Source organism: Streptococcus sp. 27098_8_76, from assembly GCF_041432315.1.
Classification (GTDB): Bacteria; Bacillota; Bacilli; order Lactobacillales; family Streptococcaceae; genus Streptococcus.
Map to the genome: position 1 here is coordinate 176,480 of NZ_JAPVZI010000001.1, position 21,313 is coordinate 197,792.

General features: G+C 39.8%; 40 protein-coding genes and 1 tRNA gene. 35 read left to right on the forward strand and 6 right to left on the reverse strand.

The window, feature by feature from the left end; genetic code table 11:
* Positions 1–9: 9 nt before the first annotated feature.
* Genes O3636_RS00900 through O3636_RS00920 form a run of 5 tightly spaced genes read right to left on the reverse strand, consistent with a single transcriptional unit; the run spans position 10 to position 2,354 of the window.
* On the reverse strand, positions 10–1,080 hold the full coding sequence (locus O3636_RS00900) for a type I restriction endonuclease (protein WP_371641379.1): 1,071 nt from the start codon (positions 1,078–1,080) through the stop codon (positions 10–12).
* 16 nt (positions 1,081–1,096) lie between these two features.
* The gene (locus tag O3636_RS00905) at positions 1,097–1,477 is read right to left on the reverse strand and encodes an ImmA/IrrE family metallo-endopeptidase (protein WP_061468462.1); all 381 of its coding nucleotides are present in this window, start codon (positions 1,475–1,477) and stop codon (positions 1,097–1,099) included.
* 12 nt (positions 1,478–1,489) lie between these two features.
* Positions 1,490–1,753 (reverse strand): type II toxin-antitoxin system RelE/ParE family toxin, encoded by a 264-nt coding sequence (locus O3636_RS00910; RefSeq protein ID WP_000285962.1) that lies wholly within the window; start codon positions 1,751–1,753, stop codon positions 1,490–1,492.
* On the reverse strand, positions 1,753–1,986 hold the full coding sequence (locus tag O3636_RS00915; RefSeq protein WP_049512785.1) for a hypothetical protein: 234 nt from the start codon (positions 1,984–1,986) through the stop codon (positions 1,753–1,755). Before O3636_RS00915 ends, O3636_RS00910 begins: the two co-directional genes overlap by 1 nt.
* A complete protein-coding gene (locus O3636_RS00920; protein ID WP_000493079.1) occupies positions 1,986–2,354 on the reverse strand; it encodes a helix-turn-helix domain-containing protein in 369 nt (122 codons plus the stop codon). The genes O3636_RS00915 and O3636_RS00920 overlap by 1 nt, the downstream gene beginning before the upstream one ends.
* 300 nt (positions 2,355–2,654) lie before the next feature.
* Here O3636_RS00920 and O3636_RS00925 point away from each other — a divergent pair, with 300 nt between their 5' ends.
* A complete protein-coding gene (locus O3636_RS00925; RefSeq protein ID WP_371641380.1) occupies positions 2,655–2,864 on the forward strand; it encodes a helix-turn-helix domain-containing protein in 210 nt (69 codons plus the stop codon).
* A 170-nt stretch (positions 2,865–3,034) separates the two neighbouring features.
* On the opposite strand, the gene O3636_RS00930 is transcribed toward O3636_RS00925, so the two are convergent.
* Positions 3,035–3,226 (reverse strand): hypothetical protein, encoded by a 192-nt coding sequence (locus O3636_RS00930; protein WP_371641381.1) that lies wholly within the window; start codon positions 3,224–3,226, stop codon positions 3,035–3,037.
* A 68-nt stretch (positions 3,227–3,294) separates the two neighbouring features.
* Here O3636_RS00930 and O3636_RS00935 point away from each other — a divergent pair, with 68 nt between their 5' ends.
* The 34 genes from O3636_RS00935 to O3636_RS01100 all read left to right on the forward strand — a co-directional run bounded on the left by O3636_RS00935 (position 3,295) and on the right by O3636_RS01100 (position 21,294).
* Positions 3,295–4,158 carry a replication initiator protein A gene (locus O3636_RS00935; RefSeq protein WP_371641382.1) on the forward strand — a complete coding sequence of 288 codons (864 nt, stop codon included), beginning with the start codon at positions 3,295–3,297 and terminating at the stop codon, positions 4,156–4,158.
* A gap of 9 nt (positions 4,159–4,167) precedes the next feature.
* Complete coding sequence (locus O3636_RS00940; RefSeq protein ID WP_371641383.1) at positions 4,168–5,022, forward strand: ATP-binding protein; 855 nt, start codon at positions 4,168–4,170, stop codon at positions 5,020–5,022.
* Entirely contained in the window at positions 4,979–5,179 is a 201-nt protein-coding gene (locus O3636_RS00945; RefSeq protein ID WP_371641384.1) for a hypothetical protein, read from the forward strand. Before O3636_RS00940 ends, O3636_RS00945 begins: the two co-directional genes overlap by 44 nt.
* A 77-nt stretch (positions 5,180–5,256) precedes the next feature.
* The gene (locus tag O3636_RS00950; RefSeq protein ID WP_061759964.1) at positions 5,257–5,568 is read left to right on the forward strand and encodes a hypothetical protein; all 312 of its coding nucleotides are present in this window, start codon (positions 5,257–5,259) and stop codon (positions 5,566–5,568) included.
* A 2-nt stretch (positions 5,569–5,570) separates the two neighbouring features.
* Positions 5,571–5,918 carry a hypothetical protein gene (locus O3636_RS00955; protein ID WP_371641385.1) on the forward strand — a complete coding sequence of 116 codons (348 nt, stop codon included), beginning with the start codon at positions 5,571–5,573 and terminating at the stop codon, positions 5,916–5,918.
* A 16-nt stretch (positions 5,919–5,934) separates the two neighbouring features.
* Entirely contained in the window at positions 5,935–6,078 is a 144-nt protein-coding gene (locus O3636_RS00960; protein ID WP_000196747.1) for a hypothetical protein, read from the forward strand.
* 105 nt (positions 6,079–6,183) lie between these two features.
* The gene (locus tag O3636_RS00965) at positions 6,184–6,363 is read left to right on the forward strand and encodes a hypothetical protein (RefSeq protein ID WP_371641386.1); all 180 of its coding nucleotides are present in this window, start codon (positions 6,184–6,186) and stop codon (positions 6,361–6,363) included.
* Positions 6,360–6,545, forward strand: coding sequence for a hypothetical protein (locus O3636_RS00970; protein WP_371641387.1), 186 nt, complete (start codon positions 6,360–6,362; stop codon positions 6,543–6,545). The genes O3636_RS00965 and O3636_RS00970 overlap by 4 nt, the downstream gene beginning before the upstream one ends.
* A 66-nt stretch (positions 6,546–6,611) precedes the next feature.
* Positions 6,612–6,797 (forward strand): hypothetical protein, encoded by a 186-nt coding sequence (locus O3636_RS00975; protein WP_371641388.1) that lies wholly within the window; start codon positions 6,612–6,614, stop codon positions 6,795–6,797.
* An 11-nt stretch (positions 6,798–6,808) separates the two neighbouring features.
* Positions 6,809–7,684: a recombinase RecT gene (locus O3636_RS00980; protein WP_371641389.1), complete on the forward strand. Its 876-nt coding sequence runs from the start codon at positions 6,809–6,811 to the stop codon at positions 7,682–7,684.
* A gap of 1 nt (position 7,685) precedes the next feature.
* Complete coding sequence (locus O3636_RS00985; protein ID WP_371641390.1) at positions 7,686–8,867, forward strand: DUF1351 domain-containing protein; 1,182 nt, start codon at positions 7,686–7,688, stop codon at positions 8,865–8,867.
* Positions 8,864–9,676 (forward strand): PD-(D/E)XK nuclease-like domain-containing protein, encoded by an 813-nt coding sequence (locus tag O3636_RS00990; protein ID WP_371641391.1) that lies wholly within the window; start codon positions 8,864–8,866, stop codon positions 9,674–9,676. Before O3636_RS00985 ends, O3636_RS00990 begins: the two co-directional genes overlap by 4 nt.
* Entirely contained in the window at positions 9,676–9,921 is a 246-nt protein-coding gene (locus tag O3636_RS00995) for a hypothetical protein (protein ID WP_371641392.1), read from the forward strand. Before O3636_RS00990 ends, O3636_RS00995 begins: the two co-directional genes overlap by 1 nt.
* Positions 9,922–9,939: 18 nt before the next feature.
* A complete protein-coding gene (locus O3636_RS01000) occupies positions 9,940–10,143 on the forward strand; it encodes a sporulation protein Cse60 (RefSeq protein WP_371641393.1) in 204 nt (67 codons plus the stop codon).
* 215 nt (positions 10,144–10,358) lie between these two features.
* Positions 10,359–10,691: a hypothetical protein gene (locus O3636_RS01005; RefSeq protein ID WP_371641394.1), complete on the forward strand. Its 333-nt coding sequence runs from the start codon at positions 10,359–10,361 to the stop codon at positions 10,689–10,691.
* Positions 10,688–11,203 carry a hypothetical protein gene (locus O3636_RS01010; RefSeq protein ID WP_371641395.1) on the forward strand — a complete coding sequence of 172 codons (516 nt, stop codon included), beginning with the start codon at positions 10,688–10,690 and terminating at the stop codon, positions 11,201–11,203. The genes O3636_RS01005 and O3636_RS01010 overlap by 4 nt, the downstream gene beginning before the upstream one ends.
* An 11-nt stretch (positions 11,204–11,214) precedes the next feature.
* Positions 11,215–11,721, forward strand: coding sequence for a DUF1642 domain-containing protein (locus O3636_RS01015; RefSeq protein ID WP_265527825.1), 507 nt, complete (start codon positions 11,215–11,217; stop codon positions 11,719–11,721).
* Positions 11,721–11,918 (forward strand): DUF1653 domain-containing protein, encoded by a 198-nt coding sequence (locus O3636_RS01020; RefSeq protein ID WP_048690142.1) that lies wholly within the window; start codon positions 11,721–11,723, stop codon positions 11,916–11,918. Before O3636_RS01015 ends, O3636_RS01020 begins: the two co-directional genes overlap by 1 nt.
* Positions 11,919–11,935: 17 nt before the next feature.
* Positions 11,936–12,199: a hypothetical protein gene (locus O3636_RS01025; RefSeq protein ID WP_261043862.1), complete on the forward strand. Its 264-nt coding sequence runs from the start codon at positions 11,936–11,938 to the stop codon at positions 12,197–12,199.
* On the forward strand, positions 12,199–12,384 hold the full coding sequence (locus O3636_RS01030; RefSeq protein ID WP_261043864.1) for a hypothetical protein: 186 nt from the start codon (positions 12,199–12,201) through the stop codon (positions 12,382–12,384). Before O3636_RS01025 ends, O3636_RS01030 begins: the two co-directional genes overlap by 1 nt.
* A gap of 11 nt (positions 12,385–12,395) precedes the next feature.
* Positions 12,396–12,575, forward strand: coding sequence for a hypothetical protein (locus O3636_RS01035; RefSeq protein ID WP_261043865.1), 180 nt, complete (start codon positions 12,396–12,398; stop codon positions 12,573–12,575).
* Positions 12,572–12,832, forward strand: a complete 261-nt coding sequence (locus tag O3636_RS01040; protein WP_371641396.1) for a DUF1372 family protein — start codon at positions 12,572–12,574, stop codon at positions 12,830–12,832. Before O3636_RS01035 ends, O3636_RS01040 begins: the two co-directional genes overlap by 4 nt.
* Entirely contained in the window at positions 12,829–13,251 is a 423-nt protein-coding gene (locus O3636_RS01045) for a hypothetical protein (protein ID WP_050199228.1), read from the forward strand. Before O3636_RS01040 ends, O3636_RS01045 begins: the two co-directional genes overlap by 4 nt.
* An 11-nt stretch (positions 13,252–13,262) precedes the next feature.
* Positions 13,263–13,646 (forward strand): YopX family protein, encoded by a 384-nt coding sequence (locus tag O3636_RS01050; protein WP_371641397.1) that lies wholly within the window; start codon positions 13,263–13,265, stop codon positions 13,644–13,646.
* On the forward strand, positions 13,646–13,885 hold the full coding sequence (locus tag O3636_RS01055; protein WP_153199865.1) for a DUF3310 domain-containing protein: 240 nt from the start codon (positions 13,646–13,648) through the stop codon (positions 13,883–13,885). Before O3636_RS01050 ends, O3636_RS01055 begins: the two co-directional genes overlap by 1 nt.
* Entirely contained in the window at positions 13,875–14,039 is a 165-nt protein-coding gene (locus tag O3636_RS01060) for a hypothetical protein (RefSeq protein ID WP_001220799.1), read from the forward strand. Before O3636_RS01055 ends, O3636_RS01060 begins: the two co-directional genes overlap by 11 nt.
* A gap of 15 nt (positions 14,040–14,054) precedes the next feature.
* Positions 14,055–14,918, forward strand: a complete 864-nt coding sequence (locus tag O3636_RS01065) for an SPFH domain-containing protein (RefSeq protein ID WP_173214531.1) — start codon at positions 14,055–14,057, stop codon at positions 14,916–14,918.
* 74 nt (positions 14,919–14,992) lie between these two features.
* Positions 14,993–15,397 (forward strand): DUF1492 domain-containing protein, encoded by a 405-nt coding sequence (locus O3636_RS01070; protein ID WP_314500162.1) that lies wholly within the window; start codon positions 14,993–14,995, stop codon positions 15,395–15,397.
* A 546-nt stretch (positions 15,398–15,943) separates the two neighbouring features.
* Positions 15,944–16,022 (forward strand) — tRNA-OTHER (locus O3636_RS01075).
* 190 nt (positions 16,023–16,212) lie between these two features.
* Positions 16,213–16,923, forward strand: coding sequence for a phage terminase small subunit (gene terS, locus O3636_RS01080; protein WP_371641398.1), 711 nt, complete (start codon positions 16,213–16,215; stop codon positions 16,921–16,923).
* A 2-nt stretch (positions 16,924–16,925) separates the two neighbouring features.
* Entirely contained in the window at positions 16,926–18,191 is a 1,266-nt protein-coding gene (locus tag O3636_RS01085) for a PBSX family phage terminase large subunit (protein WP_371641430.1), read from the forward strand.
* Positions 18,182–19,597, forward strand: coding sequence for a phage portal protein (locus tag O3636_RS01090; protein ID WP_371641399.1), 1,416 nt, complete (start codon positions 18,182–18,184; stop codon positions 19,595–19,597). Before O3636_RS01085 ends, O3636_RS01090 begins: the two co-directional genes overlap by 10 nt.
* Positions 19,578–21,122 (forward strand): minor capsid protein, encoded by a 1,545-nt coding sequence (locus O3636_RS01095; protein ID WP_371641400.1) that lies wholly within the window; start codon positions 19,578–19,580, stop codon positions 21,120–21,122. The genes O3636_RS01090 and O3636_RS01095 overlap by 20 nt, the downstream gene beginning before the upstream one ends.
* Positions 21,085–21,294, forward strand: a complete 210-nt coding sequence (locus O3636_RS01100; protein WP_371641401.1) for a CPCC family cysteine-rich protein — start codon at positions 21,085–21,087, stop codon at positions 21,292–21,294. The genes O3636_RS01095 and O3636_RS01100 overlap by 38 nt, the downstream gene beginning before the upstream one ends.
* The last annotated feature ends 19 nt before the right edge of the window (positions 21,295–21,313 follow it).

Sequence of the window (21,313 nt, forward strand, 5' to 3'; positions counted from 1 at the left end):
TCCTTTATCTTATGCAAATTTTTCAATTACTTCTAGAATCTCGTTAGCATAATTTGCAACTTCGAGGGGAGTGGATACTGGGAAGATGCCCTTATCACGAATTTCGATTGTGCTTTTCTTTGAATTTGAACGATAGCGTAATACCCATTTTTTGATATTATCATCAACCAAAACATTGAAATAGCTTCGGTTATCTCTGTAAAATACACGTTCTGGAGATACTACATCCTTAGCAAGCATTTTAACAACAGTATAGACTTCTAACTCAGCAGGAGTTGTGATAATTTCATCAGCTGCTTCAACAATCTCTTCAGGTTCAGCTTCAGCTTTTGGAATATCGGTTGTTACTTTTGTTTCAACGCTTGTATTAAGTGCCGCACTTAATTTTTCATTAACTCTTTCTGTGATGAATTGATTAAACCCTTTCACGATGATAGGAGAAAATGTCGTTAAGATATTTTGAGTCACACGACCTTCATAGATTTCTGATGTTAGATATCTGAGGAAGCTATCTGAAGGTGTAGTGATGTTTTCAGTCAGAAACGCTTTAAGATTGTTGAGGTATTTCAATTCAGAAGCTGATGAAACAATATTATCAATATCAAAATTCTCTTTATGGAATTTGATGATCTCAGTAAATTGATTTTCTTTGATATCAGTCACATCTATTGTCAAGAATGGAGTTGTGTCCATTTTATTTGGTTCATCTAAATCAGTAAAGAATTTATATTCTCTACCATTTGTCAAGATACCGAATTTTGATTTAGTAGTTACGAAATATCTGAATAGTTGAGAGTCGTGCTTAGTAAGGTTTTCTGTGATTGATTTGCATTCGATTAGGATTTGAGGCTCGCCATCCAAAATGATCGCATAGTCGACTTTTTCGCCTTTTTTAATACCTACGTCAGCAGTAAACTCTGGGACAAACTCAAGAGGATTGAAGATATCATATCCAAGCGCTTGGAAGAACGGCATAATGAAGGCATTCTTTGTTTGTTCTTCATTCGTAATGCTTTGGCTGAGATCTGCTACACGTTTACCGACTTGTTTTAAATCGGCTTTTACTTTATCAATTTCCATATTGATACTCCTTTTTTTAATTTACTAATGCTAAATACTCTTCTTTAACCATGATTTCATTTGTCATGGTTTTTAGATTGTAGTAAGACATGAATTTGAGGTAATCAAACTCTGTGGGGTCGTCTAAGTTTTCTAGTGCGTCTTTCACGAGATGATGGATCATATTCCTATCAGCTTCGTTTTCACAGCGTAGACGGGCGTTCTGGTACTCTGAGCGTGTGTGGTCTTTGTGTCCAAGTTCGTGTAGGGCGACTTGGATTTGTTGTTCAGGAGTCAAGTTGTGGTCAATAGCGAGTACGTTTGTGTCTGGATTGTAGAAACCGCTACTGTGCCAGTTTGAACCATCGAAGAGACAAAGTTCTACTTGATATTCTTCGCAGAGTTTAGCGAGTGTCATAGCTCTCCTTCGTTATTTATAAACATCTCTGCGGTGGGCGATTTCCACGGCTAGGACGACTAGTTTATCGTCTTGGATATCACAGATGATGCGGTAATTCTCTACTCTGTATCGCCAGTAACCTGCAAGGTTGGCTTTTAATGCTTTTCCATGTTGTCGTGGATTGGTAGTGTTTTCAATGTTTTTAGCGAGCCAGGATAGGATTTGTTTTCTGGTTGGGGTATCTAGTTTTTTAAGTTGCTTGAGAGCTTTTTTATCAATATCTAGCCGATACATTAAGCAATATCCTCTCGAGTTAGTCCTAGTTCATCCAAGACCTCATCCATGGTATAAGTAACTGGGTCGGCTAAATACTCCATATAGGCTTGGTCGGCTGCTCGTGCGTCTTCGATATCTTCCATGAGTGCCATGAAGTCGTCAAAATCCATGGTCGTTGTGTCGATACCGTGTTTGTTTAGGTAGTCCGTGATGTAGGAGTTTTTTTCTGTGAAGTTGATAGTGATAGTCATTAGCGTTCTCCTTTGCTTTTGAAGTGGGCGGATAGGACGGATGTGATGAAGTCGATATCATCTTCATTTAGTGGTTTCCCGTCAAATAACATGGTGTTGGCTGCCGCTTTGCGTAAGTCTATGATTTGTCCGTTTACTTGAGCAAATTCATCACTCCCGGCAATAGCAGGATTATCCGTTCGTCCGAGCAGGTAGTCGGTGGATACGTTGAAGTAGTCGGCGATTTGTTGTAGCCGTTCGGCAGAAGGTTGATTCCTCTTCAACCCATACAAAGAATTTTTGCCTAGTTTTAGTTTATCTTCTAAAGTATTTAGCGAAATCCCTTGTTTTTCACATAAATCTTTTACGATTTCAAAAGTAGAAAACATTGATTTATCAGCCTTTCTAAGACATGACAAAAAATATTTTATAAAATGCGCAAAAATTAGTTGACATTATTTTGCGTTTACGCTAAAATAGTTTTTGTAAGTTAATGAGTTAGTAAAAAACGAAGTTAAAACTTATCTAAAAATAAATAGCTTTAGCGAGCGAGTAAGTTGATAGATATAAGGTTTTATCAAGGTTTTTAATTATGCTTTCATTTTAGCAGATACGCTAAAAGCTGTCAAGCGTTTTATAAAATAATTTACTAGCTCTTTAACTTAATTAATTAAAAAGGAGGAGGTTACATGAGCCAACAACATCTTAAATGGATTGAGCTTGTAAAAGAGCGAATTGAAAAACGTGGGTGGTCGCAAACGGATTTGGCTATCGTTGTAGGTGTTAGTCCGTCAGCTATCACGCAACTTTTAAAAGATGGTAAAGGAAGTGACGACTTGAAGCTTCGCATTAATAAAAAATTGCGAATCAGTGAGCCGTGGGAAAAGTTTGAGGAGTAGGAAAATGAGACCAAAGAAATATCCGTATAAAACAAAAAGACCCCTTCCACCAACGAAAAGGGTCAAAAAGGTAATTGAGCAATTACGACTTATCAAGCAGGATTTTCCAAATCCTAGCAAAGACATGAAACCTAGAGTAAAAGCACTAGCTGAACTCATTAGTGAAGATATTACAGATTACGATTTGGAATTTGCTCCATCAGAGCTTGTATCTCAACTTCGTGATTTGCAATCATCTTTCTAAGGTATTGATTAACGATACTCACTTTTTCATCGTCTGTCAAACCTGAATTGCGAATGGTGTCGTTAATTTTATCAATTAGAACAGCTCTATTACGACTGTAAAATACATCATTAGTCATAACATTACCTCCTTTCTGACTACATTATAGCAGAAAAGGAGATTAGAAATAGAAAGGAGACCTAATGATTGAAAATAAACGAAGTAAAGAACAACGCTTTCTATCAGATGCCTCAGTGGCTTTATGAACCACCTTACAATGTACTGAGTGATAAAGCGAAGCAAATATATATGTTTCTCTTTGACAGGAGAACATTGTCAATTCAAAATAAATGGTTTGATGATAAGGGTGATGTATTTGTCTATTTTACTAATGAGCGACTTATGGAGAAACTAAATTGTAGCAAACCTACGATCATTTCAGCTAAGAAAGAACTTGCTGATATAGGCTTGCTTAGAGAAGTTAGGCAAGGGGTGAATAAGCCGAACCGTTTATATATTTCCGGAAGTAAAAAAACTTTACCTCAAGAAGTAAAAAAAGTTGACCACGGAAGTAAAAAAACTTTACCTCAAGAAGTAAAAAAAGTTGACCACGGAAGTAAAAAAACTTTACCTCAAGAAGTAAAAAAAGTTGACACAATCAAGACTGATAATATCAATACTAATTTATCAAGACTGAGTGAACCAGATGGTGATGGTGGTAACTCTCTATATAGTATAGAGGACGCACCAGCAGAAAACGACCTTGGAATTGTTCACGATTGGATTTTTTCAGAGTTTGGAAGATACCCAACGCCGTTTGAGATTGAGGACTTGAAGGCGTTCTTACAAGACCATAGTAAAGAGGTCATAAAGTTAGCAATCAAGGAATGTGTGGGAAATGGTAAGCCTTACTTCAAATACCTTGAAAGTATCTTGAGAGATTGGAAGCAGAAGGGGCTAGTTACTGCTGAGTTGGTAGAGAATAGACAGAAACCGAAGCGGTCAAGTGCTTATCAAGGGAATGCCTTGAAATTATCAGATGATGGTTACAACCCACGACTGGGATTCTAGGAGGGTACTATGCGAGCAGTATCAAGAGATGAATTGCAGGGTAGATTTTTACAGATTGAAACCTTGAATACTCAATGCCCTAAACATGAAGGAGTCTATATGTGGCGCTCAGTCAACCCTTGCACTCAGAACGTGCTGACTTATTGCCCTGAATGTGGGCAGGATAAAATCAACAGTCAAGCAGGCGAACAACTTGCTCAAGCTGAGGCTCAAATCAGAAATACACGGTCTTACTCTTTATTTTCTAAGGAGAGCATCATTCCCCCTGACTTACAAAAGGCTACTATCGGCAACTTTGAGATTCACACAGACCAAGATGCTGAAGCAGTTAATTTCGCTAAGCGTGTGACGGTTGACTATGTGAAGGAGCGATATGAGGGGAATACGATTATCAGCGGTCCGCCTGGAGTCGGTAAGAGCCATCTAGCAGTTGGAATTGCCAAGACACTGAACGAGAGTTTCCAGAAGTTCCAGTTGAAGCGCTCGGTGGTCTATATTCCCTCCATGGAACTATTCTCACGGATGAAAGACGCTTTTAGGTACAAGGATTCCAAGTGGGAAGAAAGACGGACTATCCAATTCTTGCAGAAGGTTGACTACTTGATTTTAGACGACCTTGGCAAAGAGTCAAGCGTAGGAGATGAAATCAAGCAGGGGAATAACTGGATGCAAAAAGTCCTGTATCAGATACTTGAAAACAGGACGAATACGATTATAACTACGAACTATGGAGGCAATCACTTGGAGCAACTTTACGAGAAAAGCCTCGTAGATAGAATAACGAAAGGAAACATGAAGACTAATGCGTTCAAATTTAGCAATGACACAGAGTCTAGACGCACCTTGTCAGCAAGTGACTACTGAAGAACGTCAGAAAATTATTGAACAGTTTGAAACTAACCACTACGGACTATCTAGCTTGCTGAAAGAGCGGTTGCTGATTACAAGCGACTACCAGTTTACAAGAAAGATGAACGAGCTGACGTATTACGCAACAAATGGAAGCGTCTATAGAATCTAAAAATAAAAGCATCTGACGGCAATCAGGCGCATACTAAAATATTCAACATGATTATAACACGAAAGAGAGGAAATTGCATGCCGAAAACAGAAATTACTTATAAGCCAGTTGATGTGGACGAAAAAGCTACGCATGGTGATTACAAACATCTTTGTCAGAGGTGGGAAGGGTTGACTCCAGGGACTGCAAAAGTCTGGGCGGGTGAAATGCGAGAACATCCAGACTTCAAGCAGTTCATCGATAACCCAACTCATAAGATTGTATTTATCGATTACGAAGGATTTCGCATGTTCGTCAAATGGAAAAGTCGTAATCGCTATCGTACAAAGAAAGAAACGTTATCAGAAATGCTTGAGAATATGAAAAAAGAAAAAATGTTAGGAGTATAAAAATGTTTGAACCACCATTAGTTAGCCAATTATTAGGAACTGGCGCAGTGATTTTAGGATTTATCAGCGCAGGAATCCTAGTTCATCAGATGGATAAGCAGGAAGAGGAGAAAATCCGCCAGAATGAAGAAGAGAGACGAGAAGAGCAAGAATTTGCGTCTATGATTATCCAAGGCTATAACCATGCATACGAACGTGGTAGAGAGGACAAATGGCAAGAGATTCGTGAGAATATTCGTCGTCCGTTCCCTGGCTTCACATATGACAACGAACCGCCTCAAGGATTGCGACCTGAGCCATTAGCTTTACCAGAACCACGAAGAGCACGCTATGCAAAGTATTTGGGGTAGAGCAAAGGAGACGCTGATGACTAGAATTGAACTTGAAAACCGTGTGTGGCTTTTGGCCAATCATGAAGAAAAAAACGAATTACTGGATCTTGGACTAACATCCAAGGCCAGATATGTGAAGCGAGTGCTGGAACTTGGAAAGGTGTATGCTCATGTTTGATTATGACAGAGATATAATGCAACCGCCCGAAGAACGAGAAGAACTTGACCCAAGCGAATATGTGGATATCGGATGCGGTCGACGTCGATATGTAGGTGATGAAATATGATCCAGGAACTACACGCAGAAATCGATAATTGGCGAGCTGAGTATATGCATCTTGGAATTGAGCTCGGAGAAATCATCAACAACCAACAAAATATTATTTTGAAATTGCAAAACGAAAATAGACGTATAAAACGTGAAAATTGGAATTTGAAGAAGACGAAAGGAAGAAAGAAATGAAAAAACGATTATATTACAAAAAATGGAAACAAGAACTTAGAGAGGCAATGAGAGAAGAAATTGATGGCGATTATCTAACCGAGAAAATGGTTAGAAAAATGAGTATTAGCGATATGTCACACTATTTGAACCGATTAGCATTAGAAGATGCTGGATACTGTGGGACAATGTTTAATTACTAAAAGAAAAAGGAGAAGAAAATGACAAATATACCTTCAAACAAAGGGAAAAGTTATATCAGAATTGAAATGTCTCCGAAACAAAAAGAATTGCTTGGAGTTTTAGCTGAACTCGAAGGCTCTACGTCTCAAGACTTGCTGAACAGAGTAGTCGAGCGATTTATCGATAGCAATTTAGGGCTTATTGATGATTATAGAAACGGTTTGGACGACCTGAGGCAAAATGCTAGACGCAGAATTAACATGAATACATAGGAGGAAACAAAATGGCAAATGAAATAGCTAAATTCGACACATTGACACCGCAACAAGCATTCAAAAGTCCGGCGGCGTTAGAAAAATTTAAGTCGGTATTGGACGGGAGTGAAGCACAATTTGTTGCAAGTTTGTTGTCGATTATAAACAATAATAGTTACCTAGCTAAAGCTACAAATACAAGTATCATGAACGCTGCCATGAAAGCAGCGACTTTAAAACTACCGATTGAGCCAAGCCTTGGAATGGCATACGTAGTACCGTATAGCAGAAACGAGAAGCATGGGAACACTTGGGTAAAAATAAACGAAGCGCAATTCCAAATGGGTTACAGAGGTTTTATCCAATTGGCGCAACGTAGTGGACAAATCAGAAACATAAACTGCGACATCGTTTACAAAGAGGAATTTTTGCGATACGACAAAGTTTATGGCACGTTACACCTCAAAGAAGAGCAAGTTGATAGCGGAGAGGTTGAGGGATATTTTGCAAGTTTGGAATTGATCAATGGATTTCGAAAGATGATTTTTTGGAAAAAAGAAAAAGTCATAGCACATGCTCAGAAATATTCTAAAACCTACGACAAGCAGATTGGAGATTTTAAACCAGGAACTCCTTGGAAGACTGAATTTGATGCCATGGCTCAAAAAACACTTATTAAGGAACTTCTAAGTAAGTATGCTCCCCTCTCAATTGAGTTACAGGAAGCTATTATGGCCGATAACGAAGATTCCAACGTAAACGAAGTGAAGAGAGCAAAGGACGTCACACCTCCAGAATCTGACAATCTATCTGATTTGTTAGGTGCTCCAGAAGAGACAGGCGGAGTAATTGACCAAGAGTCAGAAAATGGTCAAATGGACATGCTGGAAGGGGAGGATTTCTAAAATGGTTGAAGAATTAAAAGATGTGACAGATAGCTTAGAGCTTGTTCCAGTAACAGATTTAGAGATTGGCTTTACTCTAAAAGCGGCTGAAATCGAAATCCAAGGCAAAGAAGTTTTGGAGCAAGCTTTAGAGTCTTATAAAAAGAAATACGCTGGTTATGTCGTTACAGAAGAAACTTTATCAGACGACATTAAAGTCAAAGACGAGTTGGGACGAGTACAGCGTCAGATTGAACAAGAACTTAAAAATCAGCTTTCAGAATACTCTAAACCACTTGATGAAGCAAAGGCTTGGGTTGATAGCATATTAGACCCTATCAAAACTTTGCAGACAGACATAAAAAATCAAATCAAGGAGTTTGAGGAGAGAGAAACAGAAGCCCGAAAGGAAACAGTCAGAGAAGCTTTTGAATCTGCAATCGCAGAAAACGGTGCAGAACTTGACATCAAATTGTTTGCTATTTACTTTGATGATTTCAGCAAGAAGAAGTGTTTTATGGCCGATAACGTGCGAATCAATCAAGCTACTTCTAAGATGATTATCGGATTGGTTGCCGAAGAAGCTGCTAAGAAACAACAACGTGAAGCTGGACTCATCCAGATTACAGAAGCGGCAGCTAAAGCTGGTCTCGGACCTACTGTCTACATTCGCAGTTATGACAAGGGAGCGAAACTTGTTGATGTTTTGCAGGCAATTCTTGATGATAAGGCATTAGCTGAACAAGCTAAAGCGGAAGACGAATTGAAAAAGCGTATAGATGAAATGACTGCTATCGCGGTGGCTAAAGGTTTGAACCCTGAAAAGTACGTTGACTTGCTAAGAGAGGGTCGCTCTGCTTTGGATACTATCGATATCCTACATGCAGACGCAGATGAGCTTAGACGGACCAAAGCAGAAGCAGAACAAGATGCTCAGAATCAATTCTACACCCAAAATCAGCCTGAATTTAAGCCTGAAACCATTTCAGAGGGTAATTATACCCCAGAGCAAGCAACGGGCCAAAAATCGCAAAATACGGCTTCTGAGGAGGGTGTTAAAAAATATGGTTACAAATTTACTGTAGATTTAATTTTCCCGACAGAAAATGCAAAGGAAACAAAGGAGCAATTCAAAGAATGGCTCAAGGCTCACGGTGTTCAATTTGAGCCACGAACAAAATCAGTAAAGGTAGAGATGAAATGACAATGGATTTACTTGGAAAAGATTACTACTCAGCAGCTTCCGCACGTCGATACTGGTCTATCTCGCAATACAAGCGATTTAGAGAGTGTGAAGCACGGGCATTGGCAGAGCTAGAAGGAGAATGGGAAGACCAACGAGACAACACAGCCCTCTTGGTCGGAAATATGGTCCACAGCTACTTTGAAAGCCCAGAAGCACATAAGAAGTTCATGGATGAAAATGCGGACGTCATGATTTCAAAAGCTGGTAAAACCAAAGGTCAGTTAAAAGCTGACTTTTTGGTCGGCCAGCGCATGATTGAGCGATTGGAAGCTGACAGTCAGTTCATGGACTATTATGTCGGTCAGAAAGAGGTAGCTGTCACAGGCGAAATCGAAGGAGTGGAATTTAAAGGCAAGATTGACTGCCTCAATGTCGAAAAGGGCTATTTTGTAGACATTAAGACCACAAAATCAGACATCGACAGCATGGTTTGGGTTCAGGATGAAGCTAGTGGGCGAAATATTCAAGTTCGATGGTTCGAAGCTTGGGGATATATTCTTCAAATGGCAGCTTACAAGAAGATGTTGGAAGAAGAATATGGCAAAGAGTTCCTCCCCATCATCTACGCAGTGACAAAAGAGCCGTACCCTGATACCAGAGCGATTGTTTTTGAGTCACAGAAAATACTCGATTATGAGTTGACCAAGCTGTCCGTGCTTATCCAGCGCCTTGATAAGGTCAAGCGAGGCGAAGAGAAGGCAATACCATGTGGCCGTTGCGAATATTGCAAATCGAAAGCGCTGACCCGGCGCGTGGAGGTGATTTGATGACTGACCCCCAAATTATGAGAGTCGATAGAGAAACATACAAGCTAGGCAAGCGAGCACCACACTTTTGGTCTAGTAATAAAGAGTTGAAATTCTATGAGATTAGGTGCAATTGGGGCATTAATAGACAGACACAGGCTTTCTATCATGTTTTGGCATATAGTCGCACCCAAGCCGAAGAAATGGCTGTGAAAGAATATGCAAGAACCCATCATATTACCGAAAAATGGGCAGTAATCTTTTAGAAAAAGCGAGGAAAGAAAATGATTAAAACAGTATTTTTATCATCCGACTACCCATCTGACGAGGCGATTGATAATCAAATAAATAGCTGGCTTGCCAAAAATCCAGACATTAAGTTGATTGACATCAAATTTCAATCAAACGTGTCTGCTGTTGCTGACAGTGGAGTCAGCGCTGAATATTGGCATTCGTCAGCATTGATTATTTACAAAGTTCCCTCATAGAACAATATAAGAAGTATCAAATCAAAAGAAAAGATAAAAAAATAACCAAAACCAACTATTTCCATTTTGGAAACAACTCAAAAACCAACAAGCCGGGCATTCTTGTAAAACTGCGAACTAGAAAACGTCAGTAAAGGTCATGTGACCTTGGACGAGCGACTGCCCGTATTTAGCCAATTATCACAAAGGCAGTCGCATTTTTTTGGAGAAAACAAATGCTAAACAAAATCGACATACCAGGAACAACTATCACACTTGAAATCGTAGACAAGACCATCAAAATCACAAATAAAATTGAATATGATATGCAGATGCATTTCAGAAATACGGACGCAGATGCTTCTCTCGATACAAGTGGCGACGTGTTCGAGCCTCTCTATTGGCTAGACATCAGGGTAACACCGGAAACGCCGACAGAGTATCATACAAGCCTTGGAGTCAAGAGGGAGAAACGCCACTTGGCCGAACTTCAGAAGTTCTTTGAGTTCATCGAAAATAACAAGCGGAATCTCTTTGATCTTTGTGGTATCAAGGGAGAACTGCAATGAAATCTCTGACATTATCGTTAGACATTTCAACTACTGCGACAGGCTGGGCCGTATTTCACGGCTCTGACCTTGTCCAGAGTGGTGTCTTAAAACATAAAAGCAAGTCTTTCTTTGAGCGTGGGCGATTCATGGCTAGTGAATTGCGAGCTATTCAATCGAGAGCGCTTCAGAAGTACGACTGCCATTTTGAGTCGATTGTGGTCGAGAAGAACTCAGTCATGGGACCAAATCAGCAGTCTATGATCAGTATTGGAATTGTGACAGGTATCATTCTTGGCCGACTGATTGCTGACAATGTGTACTTCGTGAACGTGTCGACATGGCGCAAGTATTGGAAGTTTAGTTACAAGGACCGAAGCAAGAAGTCGATGAAGCTGCAGGCAGTTGCTAAGGTGTCTGATGAATTCGACCTGAACGTCAAAGACGATGAAGCTGACGCTATCCTGATTGGTTCATATTTTGTAAACCATGGCCAAGAATTTGGAAACCTGGAAAGCCACAAGGTGAGTTGAGGAGCTGGAAGATGAATAAGCAGGAATTGATTAAAGAATTTGAAGAAATCGGGATTCATGGTTTGAATATGTTTGGAACTGTAGTCAAAGGCATTCCGACCGAAACTGCAATTGATCTAATCAAACAACTAGACGAACCGCAACCAGTCAAAGTTCCGCCGTCTGTGGCGGTTTGGTATGAGATAAACAAAGATAATTTAGATAAAAACATTGCATATCTTTGTTTGAATAATTGGGGAGAATTTATAAATGACAAGACTCTCTTTAACTGGATGTCGAATACAGATAACTTTATCCAAATTCTCGTCAACATGCACCAATTCGGCTACGAGGTTGAGGAAGAGAAGCGGTATTTTGTGAAGGTTAAAGCGACAAAACACTACATTTCTAAAGATGGAATTGGGAAAATATTTTTTTCTTTAGCATACAAAGAAAGTTTTACAAAAAAACAACTAGAAGAAGCTGGATTCGGCTGGGTATTCGATTGCCCAGGGATTGAGATTGAGGAGGTGGAGTGATGAAAAAACCTATGGTTGGATCATATTGGGTTCACAAGAAAACTCTTAAAGAATATAAAGTAATAGCTGTAGGTCTATGGGAAGAAACGCTAGAAGAGTGCGTTGTCTATGTGTCTTTGGATAAAGAGCAAAAATGCTGGATTAGACCATTAGAGATCTTCATGGACGGAAGGTTTTATGACCGACCATATAGTTAAATTGAGGAGGTGGAGTGATGTCGTTAAACAAATCAAGAAGACGAATAATGATTAAAAGTTGTTACAAAGAAAAGAAAATATTCAAAATATCTTTTCGCAACCATTTTGGAAAACAATTTTTAAATTGTTACTCAAAAGATAAAATCATAAATTACTCAGATACAGAAGACACAGATGGTCCGCTTATTGTTTTTGAAAGGGATATACCTAAAAAAATTGAGCGTAAAATGCACAAATACAATCTATGGTTGAATATAGCTTTCAAAAAAGGGGTGGAGTGATGACTAAAATCAGGACAACTACTCCTAAAGAAGAGACAGAACTTGAGTATTACGAACGAATACTCAAAATGCTACCGTTATATCCTAACCCTCTTTTATCACATGCTATGGCTTATGTCAGTACCAAAATTGACCGATTGAAGGAAATTGAAAAACGAAAATTAGATAGCAAGGCGGTGGAGTGATGAGAGTGTTCATGGAGTTCGTTGACGACGAAGAAAAGCTGGCGGTAGAGAGACTCAATGAATACATTGAAAGAGCTAAAATAGCAACAAGAGGTAAGGCGAAAATAAACATTGTAGGTTACCAAGTTGCACGTTACGAACAAATAAACAAAGAAAGAACTTACATTCTTGTCGAGGAGGTCATAGATTGAAACGATTCATAGCTATCTGGATTCTGCTATCTGCTGGATTAAACATCTGGCAGAGTATCCAGATTAAGAAATTAGAAGAAAAGCGCCCTATTGTCGTCTATAAAGCTGATAATGCAGGAGCAGAGATTTTCGGTAAAGTCCTTGAGAAAGGACGACACGGCAAGTTATACACGCTTACGATACGTGACTACGGTGTATTCGTGGTTACGAAGGACGTGTACGATAAAGTGAAAGTTGGGGATGAGGTGTTACTATGACAGAAACTATTAAACTACCAGACTATTATGAGCCTGATTGGAAAAATGCAAGGTACGGGTCGTTGGAAGAGCTTAAAGAATTGTTGCTCTTTAAGCGTATTGTGAAATGGGATAAGGACTTTTTGCTACTTGAAGACGGCACAAAGGTCACTATTGAAATGTCTGAAAGTGATTGCTGTGCCTCAGCAGGTGGGGAGTTCCAAGATGTATCACTTGACGCTGTGATTACTAATGTTGAAATTGGAGAACCGGAAGAAATCCCCGACCATTGGGGAACTGGTTATAAAAACAAAGTAACTATCTTCCATAATCAGAACCCTGTAGCTATTGCCAATTGTGAAGCAGAGCATAACGGCTATTATTACAGCGTAGGCTCTTTAGTGATTGGTGATATTCATTTTCCAGTTGTTAATGCTTAGGAGGATTTAACATGATTCCAAAATTTAGAGCGTGGGATACCACAAATAAAGAGATGTTTAAAGACACTTTCTCAATAACAGAAAGTGGGCAAGTTGTAGTGGTTGAACAGGAGGATGTCATGTGCCCTCCAGATTATGTTTTTGTTGATAATCTAGTCATCATGCAATCAACAGGACTCAAGGACAAGAACGGTAAGGAAATCTTTGAGGGGGATATAGTCAAAATGGCCAAGGATGTCTATTCTGAACCGACTTATTACGAGGTTGTAAGACATCGTGGTGGAGCATATCGTCTTGAATCTAAGCAACACGGATGTGAATTGTGGTTACGACATACTGATTGCGAGGTTGTTGGGAATATCTACGAAAACCCAGAGCTTTTGGAGGATAAATAATGAACCCAGAAATAATTGACAACATAAACAAACCAAACCACTACATCGGGACTTATGGTCTCGAAGTGAAGGATGTTACGAGAAATTTCATCAAAGGCAAGGCAGAAATGGAAGCACATCACTGGTGCAGTGCGGTAGAGTATTTACTTCGATACAAAGAGAAAAACGGCCTTGAAGACTTAAAAAAAGCACGTAAGAACCTTGACTGGCTAATCGAGGAGATGGAACATGAGAATTAAAACATTAATGGGAACAATCATCAATGTTGATAGGATAAAGCGCAGTATCACAGTTGAGGGTATTGAATTAGGCTCAGATTGCCGTGCTTTAGTATCTAAACACAAAGATGGTACAGGTACAATAACACTAGTTTTTGATGGGAAAATAATTTGAAAAAGGAGTAAAACAATGTTTACACAATACAATCATGAAACAGGAAAAACAACACTTACAAAACTTGCTAAAGGCGGTATCATTACAGTTGCAGCGGTTGCTTCACTTGGGATTTTTCGTCTCACGGCCGTGAAGCGTATCCCAGCTAATACAGTTGGAGTTAAGGTTAGCGCAATTGGAGGTGTGCAAGAAAATACCCTGCAAACAGGATATCATCTAAAAATGCCATTTATTGATAAAGTCTACACCTTATCGACATCTGTTCAAACAAAAACAATGGAGAAAATCACGACTCAGACTAAAGATGGTCAGTGGCTCAACACCAATATTGATGTGAAATATCGTGTCAATAAAGAAAAGGCTATGACAGTCTTCTCTAATTACACGGACTTAGAAAACGTGAATAATAGCGTAGTATCTCCTGCTGTTCAGCGTGCTATTGAATCGGTAACAGGAAATTACGATATTTACGATATCCTCGGTAATAAGCGTACAGAAGTTTATGAAATGATTGACAAAGCTCTCAAAGAAAAATTTGAGTCTTATGATTTGGAGTTTGTATCCTTTACCATCACAGACCAAGACGCAGGAGATGAGATTGAAGCAGCAATCAAAAATGAATCTGTAAAACAAAAAGAAATCGACACTGCAAAACAGGAGCAGGAAAAAGCTAAAGTTGAAGCCGATACCAAGAAAGTTCAAGCTCAAGCAGAAGCAGACGCAGGTATCATTAAAGCAGAAGGTGAAGCCAAGGCCAACAAAGCTAAGTCAGACTCAATCACAGATAATCTTATCCGGATGAAAGAAGCAGAAGCCAGAGAGAAGCATGGCTGGGTCACTGTTAACGGTGCAGGTAGTGTGATCACGAATAAAGAATAAAATAAAAAAGCCAAGGCACTCTCTGCCTCAGCTATAATCTCAATAATATTATTATATCACAAAGGAGATAGAGAGTGAACAAGGCCAAAGAGCTATTGAAAGAATTACAAGACCTTGACATGGACATCCAAAGCCGTATAGATGAAATCAATGAGCTTGAGGCAGGTTTGCTCTCAAGTCCTAAGTGGTCAGGTGTCAAAGTCCAAGGTGGACAGACTAGAAAAGTTGATGATGTCTATACTCAGCTGGTAGTGATGAAAGAGGCTATAGAGCAGGATACTAAAGAGGTTATTAACAGAAAACTTGAATTAGGTAGAATGATCAATAGGCTTAAAAATCCCAAGCACAGGGCGGTATTAAGAATGACTTACATCAACAAAGGCACTGCTGATAGCGTTTGTTATGATTTGAAGATGAGTCGTACAACCTATTACAGGTTAAAAAATGAGGCGGTCTTAGCTTTGGAAGAAGTCATCTAACCTCATAGTGATCGTATGGGACTTTTTGGAACAGCACGGTTCTAAAAATCTGTTAGAATGGTAGTGTCAAGAATTGAAAAGAGAGGTGCCTGAAATCAGGGTGTCGTAAAGACATTGAGGGTTCGAGCCCCTCCTCCTATTTCGTTCATTGATGTCTCCTTTATATTTTTCATTTTATTTCTGAGGCTTCGGCCTCTTAGACAGTAAGGACAGGTTAGCAGGTTGTTTGGGTCTCCTTAATTTTTTTACCAAACGTGCGTTTTACTGCTAGACCAGTTGGTTCGATTCCAGCTGCTGTCATTTGAGTGTTTGTGTCCCAAAAATGGGGTAGGCAGTAGGCTTAGCATTCATATATCACTCATTAACTTAAAAATAGTTGCAGTAGCGACTGGACCTCGCATGGATGCGTAGCTACTTATATCCTAGGTAAGTTATAAGCTAGGCGGTTTGATTCCGCTAGAGGTTGTAAAGACTACAAAAAATAAAAAAAGGAAAACTTTCAAATTGATTACTAATTAACACGCAAGGTAGTAGTCGCCTTGCAGTTGGAACGTAGCTCAGTTGGTGGAGCGATATGACTATAAAGGGTCTGAAACGTAGGCAGGTTCGACTCCTGTCGTTCCAATTGTATCTCTGTGAGTAGCTATCACAATAGGGGTACAGGGCGGTAATTAGATTTAGGCTGATTAACCTGTAGGACAGAGATAAAGTAGCGCTATATAAGGCTCTGGTGGGGGAGGCACCCACTTACCGCATACAGTCACTCTTTGAGTGGCTTTTTTGATTTACAAAACGGACAAATAGGAGGTAATAGGTTGGGCAGAGCACGAGACCCAAACCGAGATAAAGCTTTTGAGATTTATAAGCAGAATAACGGAAACATCACTAACCGCAAGATTGGTGACATGTTGGGTGTGCCTGAAAAAACTATCTCAGTTTGGAAGTTAAGAGATAAATGGAGTGATTGTAGTACTTCAAAAGATGAATGTAGTACTACAAAAAGGAAACGGGGAGCGCCGAAAGGCAATAAGAACAGCAAAGGCGGAAGTATAGGTAATCAAAACGCCCTTAAACATGGCCTGTTTGCTAAGTATCTACCTCAAGGAGTGCATGAGATATACGAGCAACTGGCAGATAAGCAACCAATTGATATTCTTTGGGAGAACATTCAGCTAACCTATGCTAATCTTTTACATGCCCAGCGCATTCTGTACGTTCAGGACGTTGATGATACAACCACTATGCTTATTGCAAGCACAGCAAAAGGCGGAGAAAGCTATGAAGTTCACACTGCTTGGGATAAGCAGGGTAAGGCGTTAGCTGCAATTGCAAGAATACAGTCAGAACTTAGAAATATGATTAAAACATATGATGAATTGACTCGCTCAAGCCTTGCTACAGAGGAGCAGAGATTGAGAATTGAGATTCTGAAATCTAAACTGCCTGACAATGAGTCTGAAAACATACATGATGACGGCTTTATTAAATCTCTAGAAGGGGTGGTTGAAGAAACTTGGCTAGATTAAGAATGCAAACCAATACCTTCAAATTTCAACCCTTTAGCAAAAAGCAGAAGAAAGTGCTAACTTGGTGGCTTTGGAACTCTCCAGTTCATGAGTCAGAAGGCATTATCGCTGATGGTGCTATCCGTTCTGGTAAGACTGTTTCTATGAGCTTAGCGTTTGTTATTTGGGCGATGACATCATTCAACCATCAAAACTTTGCGATGTGTGGTAAGACAATCGGCTCTTTCAATCGTAACGTCCTGAAGTTATTATTGGTTATGATACAGTCAAGAGGTTTTAGCTACGTCTATCATCGGACGGATAACCTGATAGAAATCTCAAAAGGCGATGTGTCGAATGATTTCTATATTTTTGGTGGTAAGGACGAGAGTTCACAGGATCTTATACAAGGTTTGACGCTGGCAGGTATTTTCTTCGATGAAGTAGCGCTTATGCCCGAGTCCTTTGTTAACCAGGGCACAGGGCGTTGCTCTGTGACAGGTTCCAAGTGGTGGTTCAACTGCAACCCAGACGGGCCTTATCATTGGTTTAAAGTTAACTGGATAGACAAAGCAGAAACAAAGAATATGCTTTATCTGCATTTTGATATGGACGACAACCTTTCTCTTTCAGAGAACATCAAGAAGCGGTATAGAAGCCAATATCAAGGTGTTTTCTATCAGCGCTACATCCAAGGTCTTTGGACGGTTGCAGAAGGTATTGTCTACGATATGTTTAGTAAGGATAAGCATGTTGTATCAACCTTGCCAGAAATGAGTAAGCTGGGCAAATATGTTTCGGTCGACTACGGTACGCAGAATGCGACCGTTTTTCTTTTGTGGGAAAAAGATATCAATGGCAAGTATTACTTGACAAGAGAATATTATTACTCAGGTCGTGACGAGAACGTACAGAAGACCAACGCTGAGTACGCTGATGATCTAGCTGCTTGGCTAGGAGATACGAACATCGAACGAATCATTATTGACCCGTCTGCTGCTTCATTCATTGCTGAATTGAAGAAGCGAGGGTATAGAATCAAAAAAGCTAGAAATAATGTCCTTGAAGGCATTCGTTTTGTTGGGTCTATGCTAGGCCAAGAGAAAATAGCAGTGCATGAGAGCTGTGTGAATACGTTGAAAGAGTTCCACGCTTATGTCTGGGACGAGAAAGCCTCTGCGAATGGCGAGGACAAGCCTATCAAACAGTTCGACCACGCAATGGACGCCCTACGTTATTTCTGCTATACAGTATTATTCAAGTCAGGAGGTATGACTGTTTGGAAATAGAAGTAATTAAAAAAATAATCTCGTCGCAGATGGTCAAACATGGAAAGTTTGTCTCACAAGCAGCTGAAGCCGAGAAATACTATCGTAACGAGAATGATATTAAACGAAAGCGTAAGCCTGCTGATAAAAAAGGAGCTGAGAACGAAGCAAAAGCAGAAGATAATGCCTTTCGTAATGCTGACAACCGTATTAGCCACAACTGGCACCAGTTATTGCTTGACCAGAAAAAGGCTTATGCGTTGACCTATCCGCCTACATTTGATGTGGATGATAAAAGCGTTAATGATAAGATTGTAGACGTCTTAGGAGACGATTATGAACGTATCAGCAAGCAGCTTTGTGTGAATGCAGGAAATGCTGGTATTGCTTGGCTTCACGTTTGGAAAGATGCTAGTGATAACTCATTTAGATATGCTTGCGTGGACTCAAAAGAAGTGATACCAATCTATTCAAAGTCTTTGGATAAGAAGTTGATTGGGGTACTGCGAGTTTACTCTAGCATAGATGAAACAGACGGTAAGAATTATACTGTTTACGAATATTGGAACGATAAAGAGTGTTCTTTCTATCGTCATGAAAAAGAAAAGCCACTGGAAGAATTAGAGACATTCCAAGCAATCTCTTTGATTGATACTATGAATGGAGACCGATCTAGTGACAATAGTTTCGAGCATGATTTTGGCCTTGTTCCTTTTATTCCGTTTAAAAACAATGAAATCGAGACCAATGACTTGAAGCCAATCAAAGACCTAGTTGATGTTTACGACAAGGTCTTTAGTGGATTTGTCAATGATACAGACGATGTTCAAGAGGTTATCTTTGTTCTTACAAACTACGGTGGACAGGACAAGCAAGAGTTTCTTGAAGATTTGAAACGCTATAAGATGATTAAGATGGACAACGACGGCATGGGAGACCAATCAGGAGTTACAACCATTGCTATTGATATTCCAACTGAAGCCAGAAATCTGATTTTAGAGCGGACTAAGAAACAAATCTTTATTAGTGGTCAAGGGGTTAACCCTGAAACAGATAAACTAGGGAACAGTTCAGGCGTTGCTTTGAAGTTCCTTTACTCTCTTTTAGAGTTAAAAGCCGGGAATATGGAAACTCAGTTTAGAAGCGGCTATGCCACACTTGTTAAGATGATTTTGAAGCATCTAGGGGTGTCTGACAAACTTAAAATCAAGCAAACATGGACACGGAACTCAATCAATAATGATACAGAAATGGCTCAAGTAGTTTCTACTCTTGCAACTATCACATCAAGAGAGAACGTAGCTAAATCGAATCCAATTGTAGAAGATTGGCAGGATGAACTACGCTTGCAGAAAGCTGAACAAGAGGAACGCCCTGAAAAAGCCTACGATATGGAAGAGTTAGAGCATGAGTCGGAAGCTGAATAAAGAAGAGAAGATTGCTTTCATCGAATCTCTTGATGACCTCAACCGAGAAGAGAAAGACAGATTGCTATATGAGCTAGATCAGATTGACAATCTCAGCGAGATAATAGACTACATCGATGATTTATACCGCAGAACACTAAAACGCATTGCAGGTCGTTTAGAGTCGTTCAAGAGGGTATCTAAAAATCGTAGTGACTCATTGCCATTTTATCTGCTATCCCTGACTAAGACTGACCAATTAAAAACCAAGCAAGAGATTGCTGGTTTTGTTAAGAAACATCCTGATTTAACAGAGTGGTCAAGGTCAATAAAGGTCAAAACAAATGCAGATGCCTTGTTTGCTGGTGTTGAGATGGATATCGCTGAAATGACTGGTAAAATCAACAAGCGAATAGAAACACATCTCAAACAAACCTACCAAGAAACTTACTTAAATCGTGCTTACAACTACCATAAGCAGACCAAAAGAGAACCGAATTTCAAGCCTGAGCGTCTAGAAGAAGAGTATCTTCAAAAGGCAATCAAGGAAAACTTCAAAGGCAAGCAGTTCTCTGAGCGTGTTTGGGGTAGCAACATGGACGAATTGGTTAGTAGAGTAGAATCGCTTGTAACCAATGATTTAAACCGAGGCTATCCGATAGACCAGTCAAGTAAACTTCTAGCAATTGAGTTTGACCGTGCTCGTAATCGTGCAGTGACCGTTTTGCAGACGGAAACGAATGGTATTCAAGCTCAGGCAACGCTGGATGAATATCAGGACGACAATATCAAGAAGTACAGGTATCTAGCGACCTTAGAGGTTCACACATGCCCTATTTGTGGCGAGTTGGACGGCAAGGTATTTCTTGTCAAGGACGCAGAGAAAGGCGTAAATTACCCTACTATGCACCCTCACTGTCGATGTACAACGGTTCCTGCCTTAGAAAAAGGCGGAAAACGCTACGCAAGAGACATTGAAACAGGGAAAGGCTATGAGGTAGAGAGCGGTCAGACCTTCAAGGACTGGCGAAAGCAGCAGCTTGATAAGTATGGCCAGACTGCTATCAAAGACAAGCTACAAGCTGAACGATTGGAAAAGGACCGAGTCCGCAGAACCAAGGAGCAGTTCATAGCTTATAGGCAGGTTTTAGGCTCTCAAAATATGCCCAAAACATTTGCAGGCTTCTATTATTTGAAGTATAATGATGTTGAGGGATACAAGGAACTAAAAGACCGCATCAGATGGACAAAGTCTAAGTTTCCTACCGAGAAATCTTTTGATGGTCATTATAAAAAACATAGAGTCGAGTTCGGAGATATCACAAAAGAGGATTACCTTCATATCGGACAGAATTTGTTGTCTAAGACGATAAACGAGAATATACTCGGTTACGATACAGAAATGCGTAGAGTGCGATATGATGTAGAAAATAATATATATGTTTTAGGCGATAATCGTAGTAAACGTATTACAACAATATTGAAACCGAAAAAAGGAGTTGATTATTATGAGCAAGACTGGGAAAGAGAATTTGATAATCATTGATGGTCGTGAATATGTACATTGTCCAGTATGTGGGACTGTTACGGCAGTGTATGATATCTGTGACGTCTGTCAGTGGCAAAATACAGGAGAAACCAATATAGATGGTGGACCTAATGAAATGACACTTGCGGAGGCTAAAGAAGCTTACGCAAAAGGTTTACCGATTAGATAAATAAGCACCTAGAGAAATC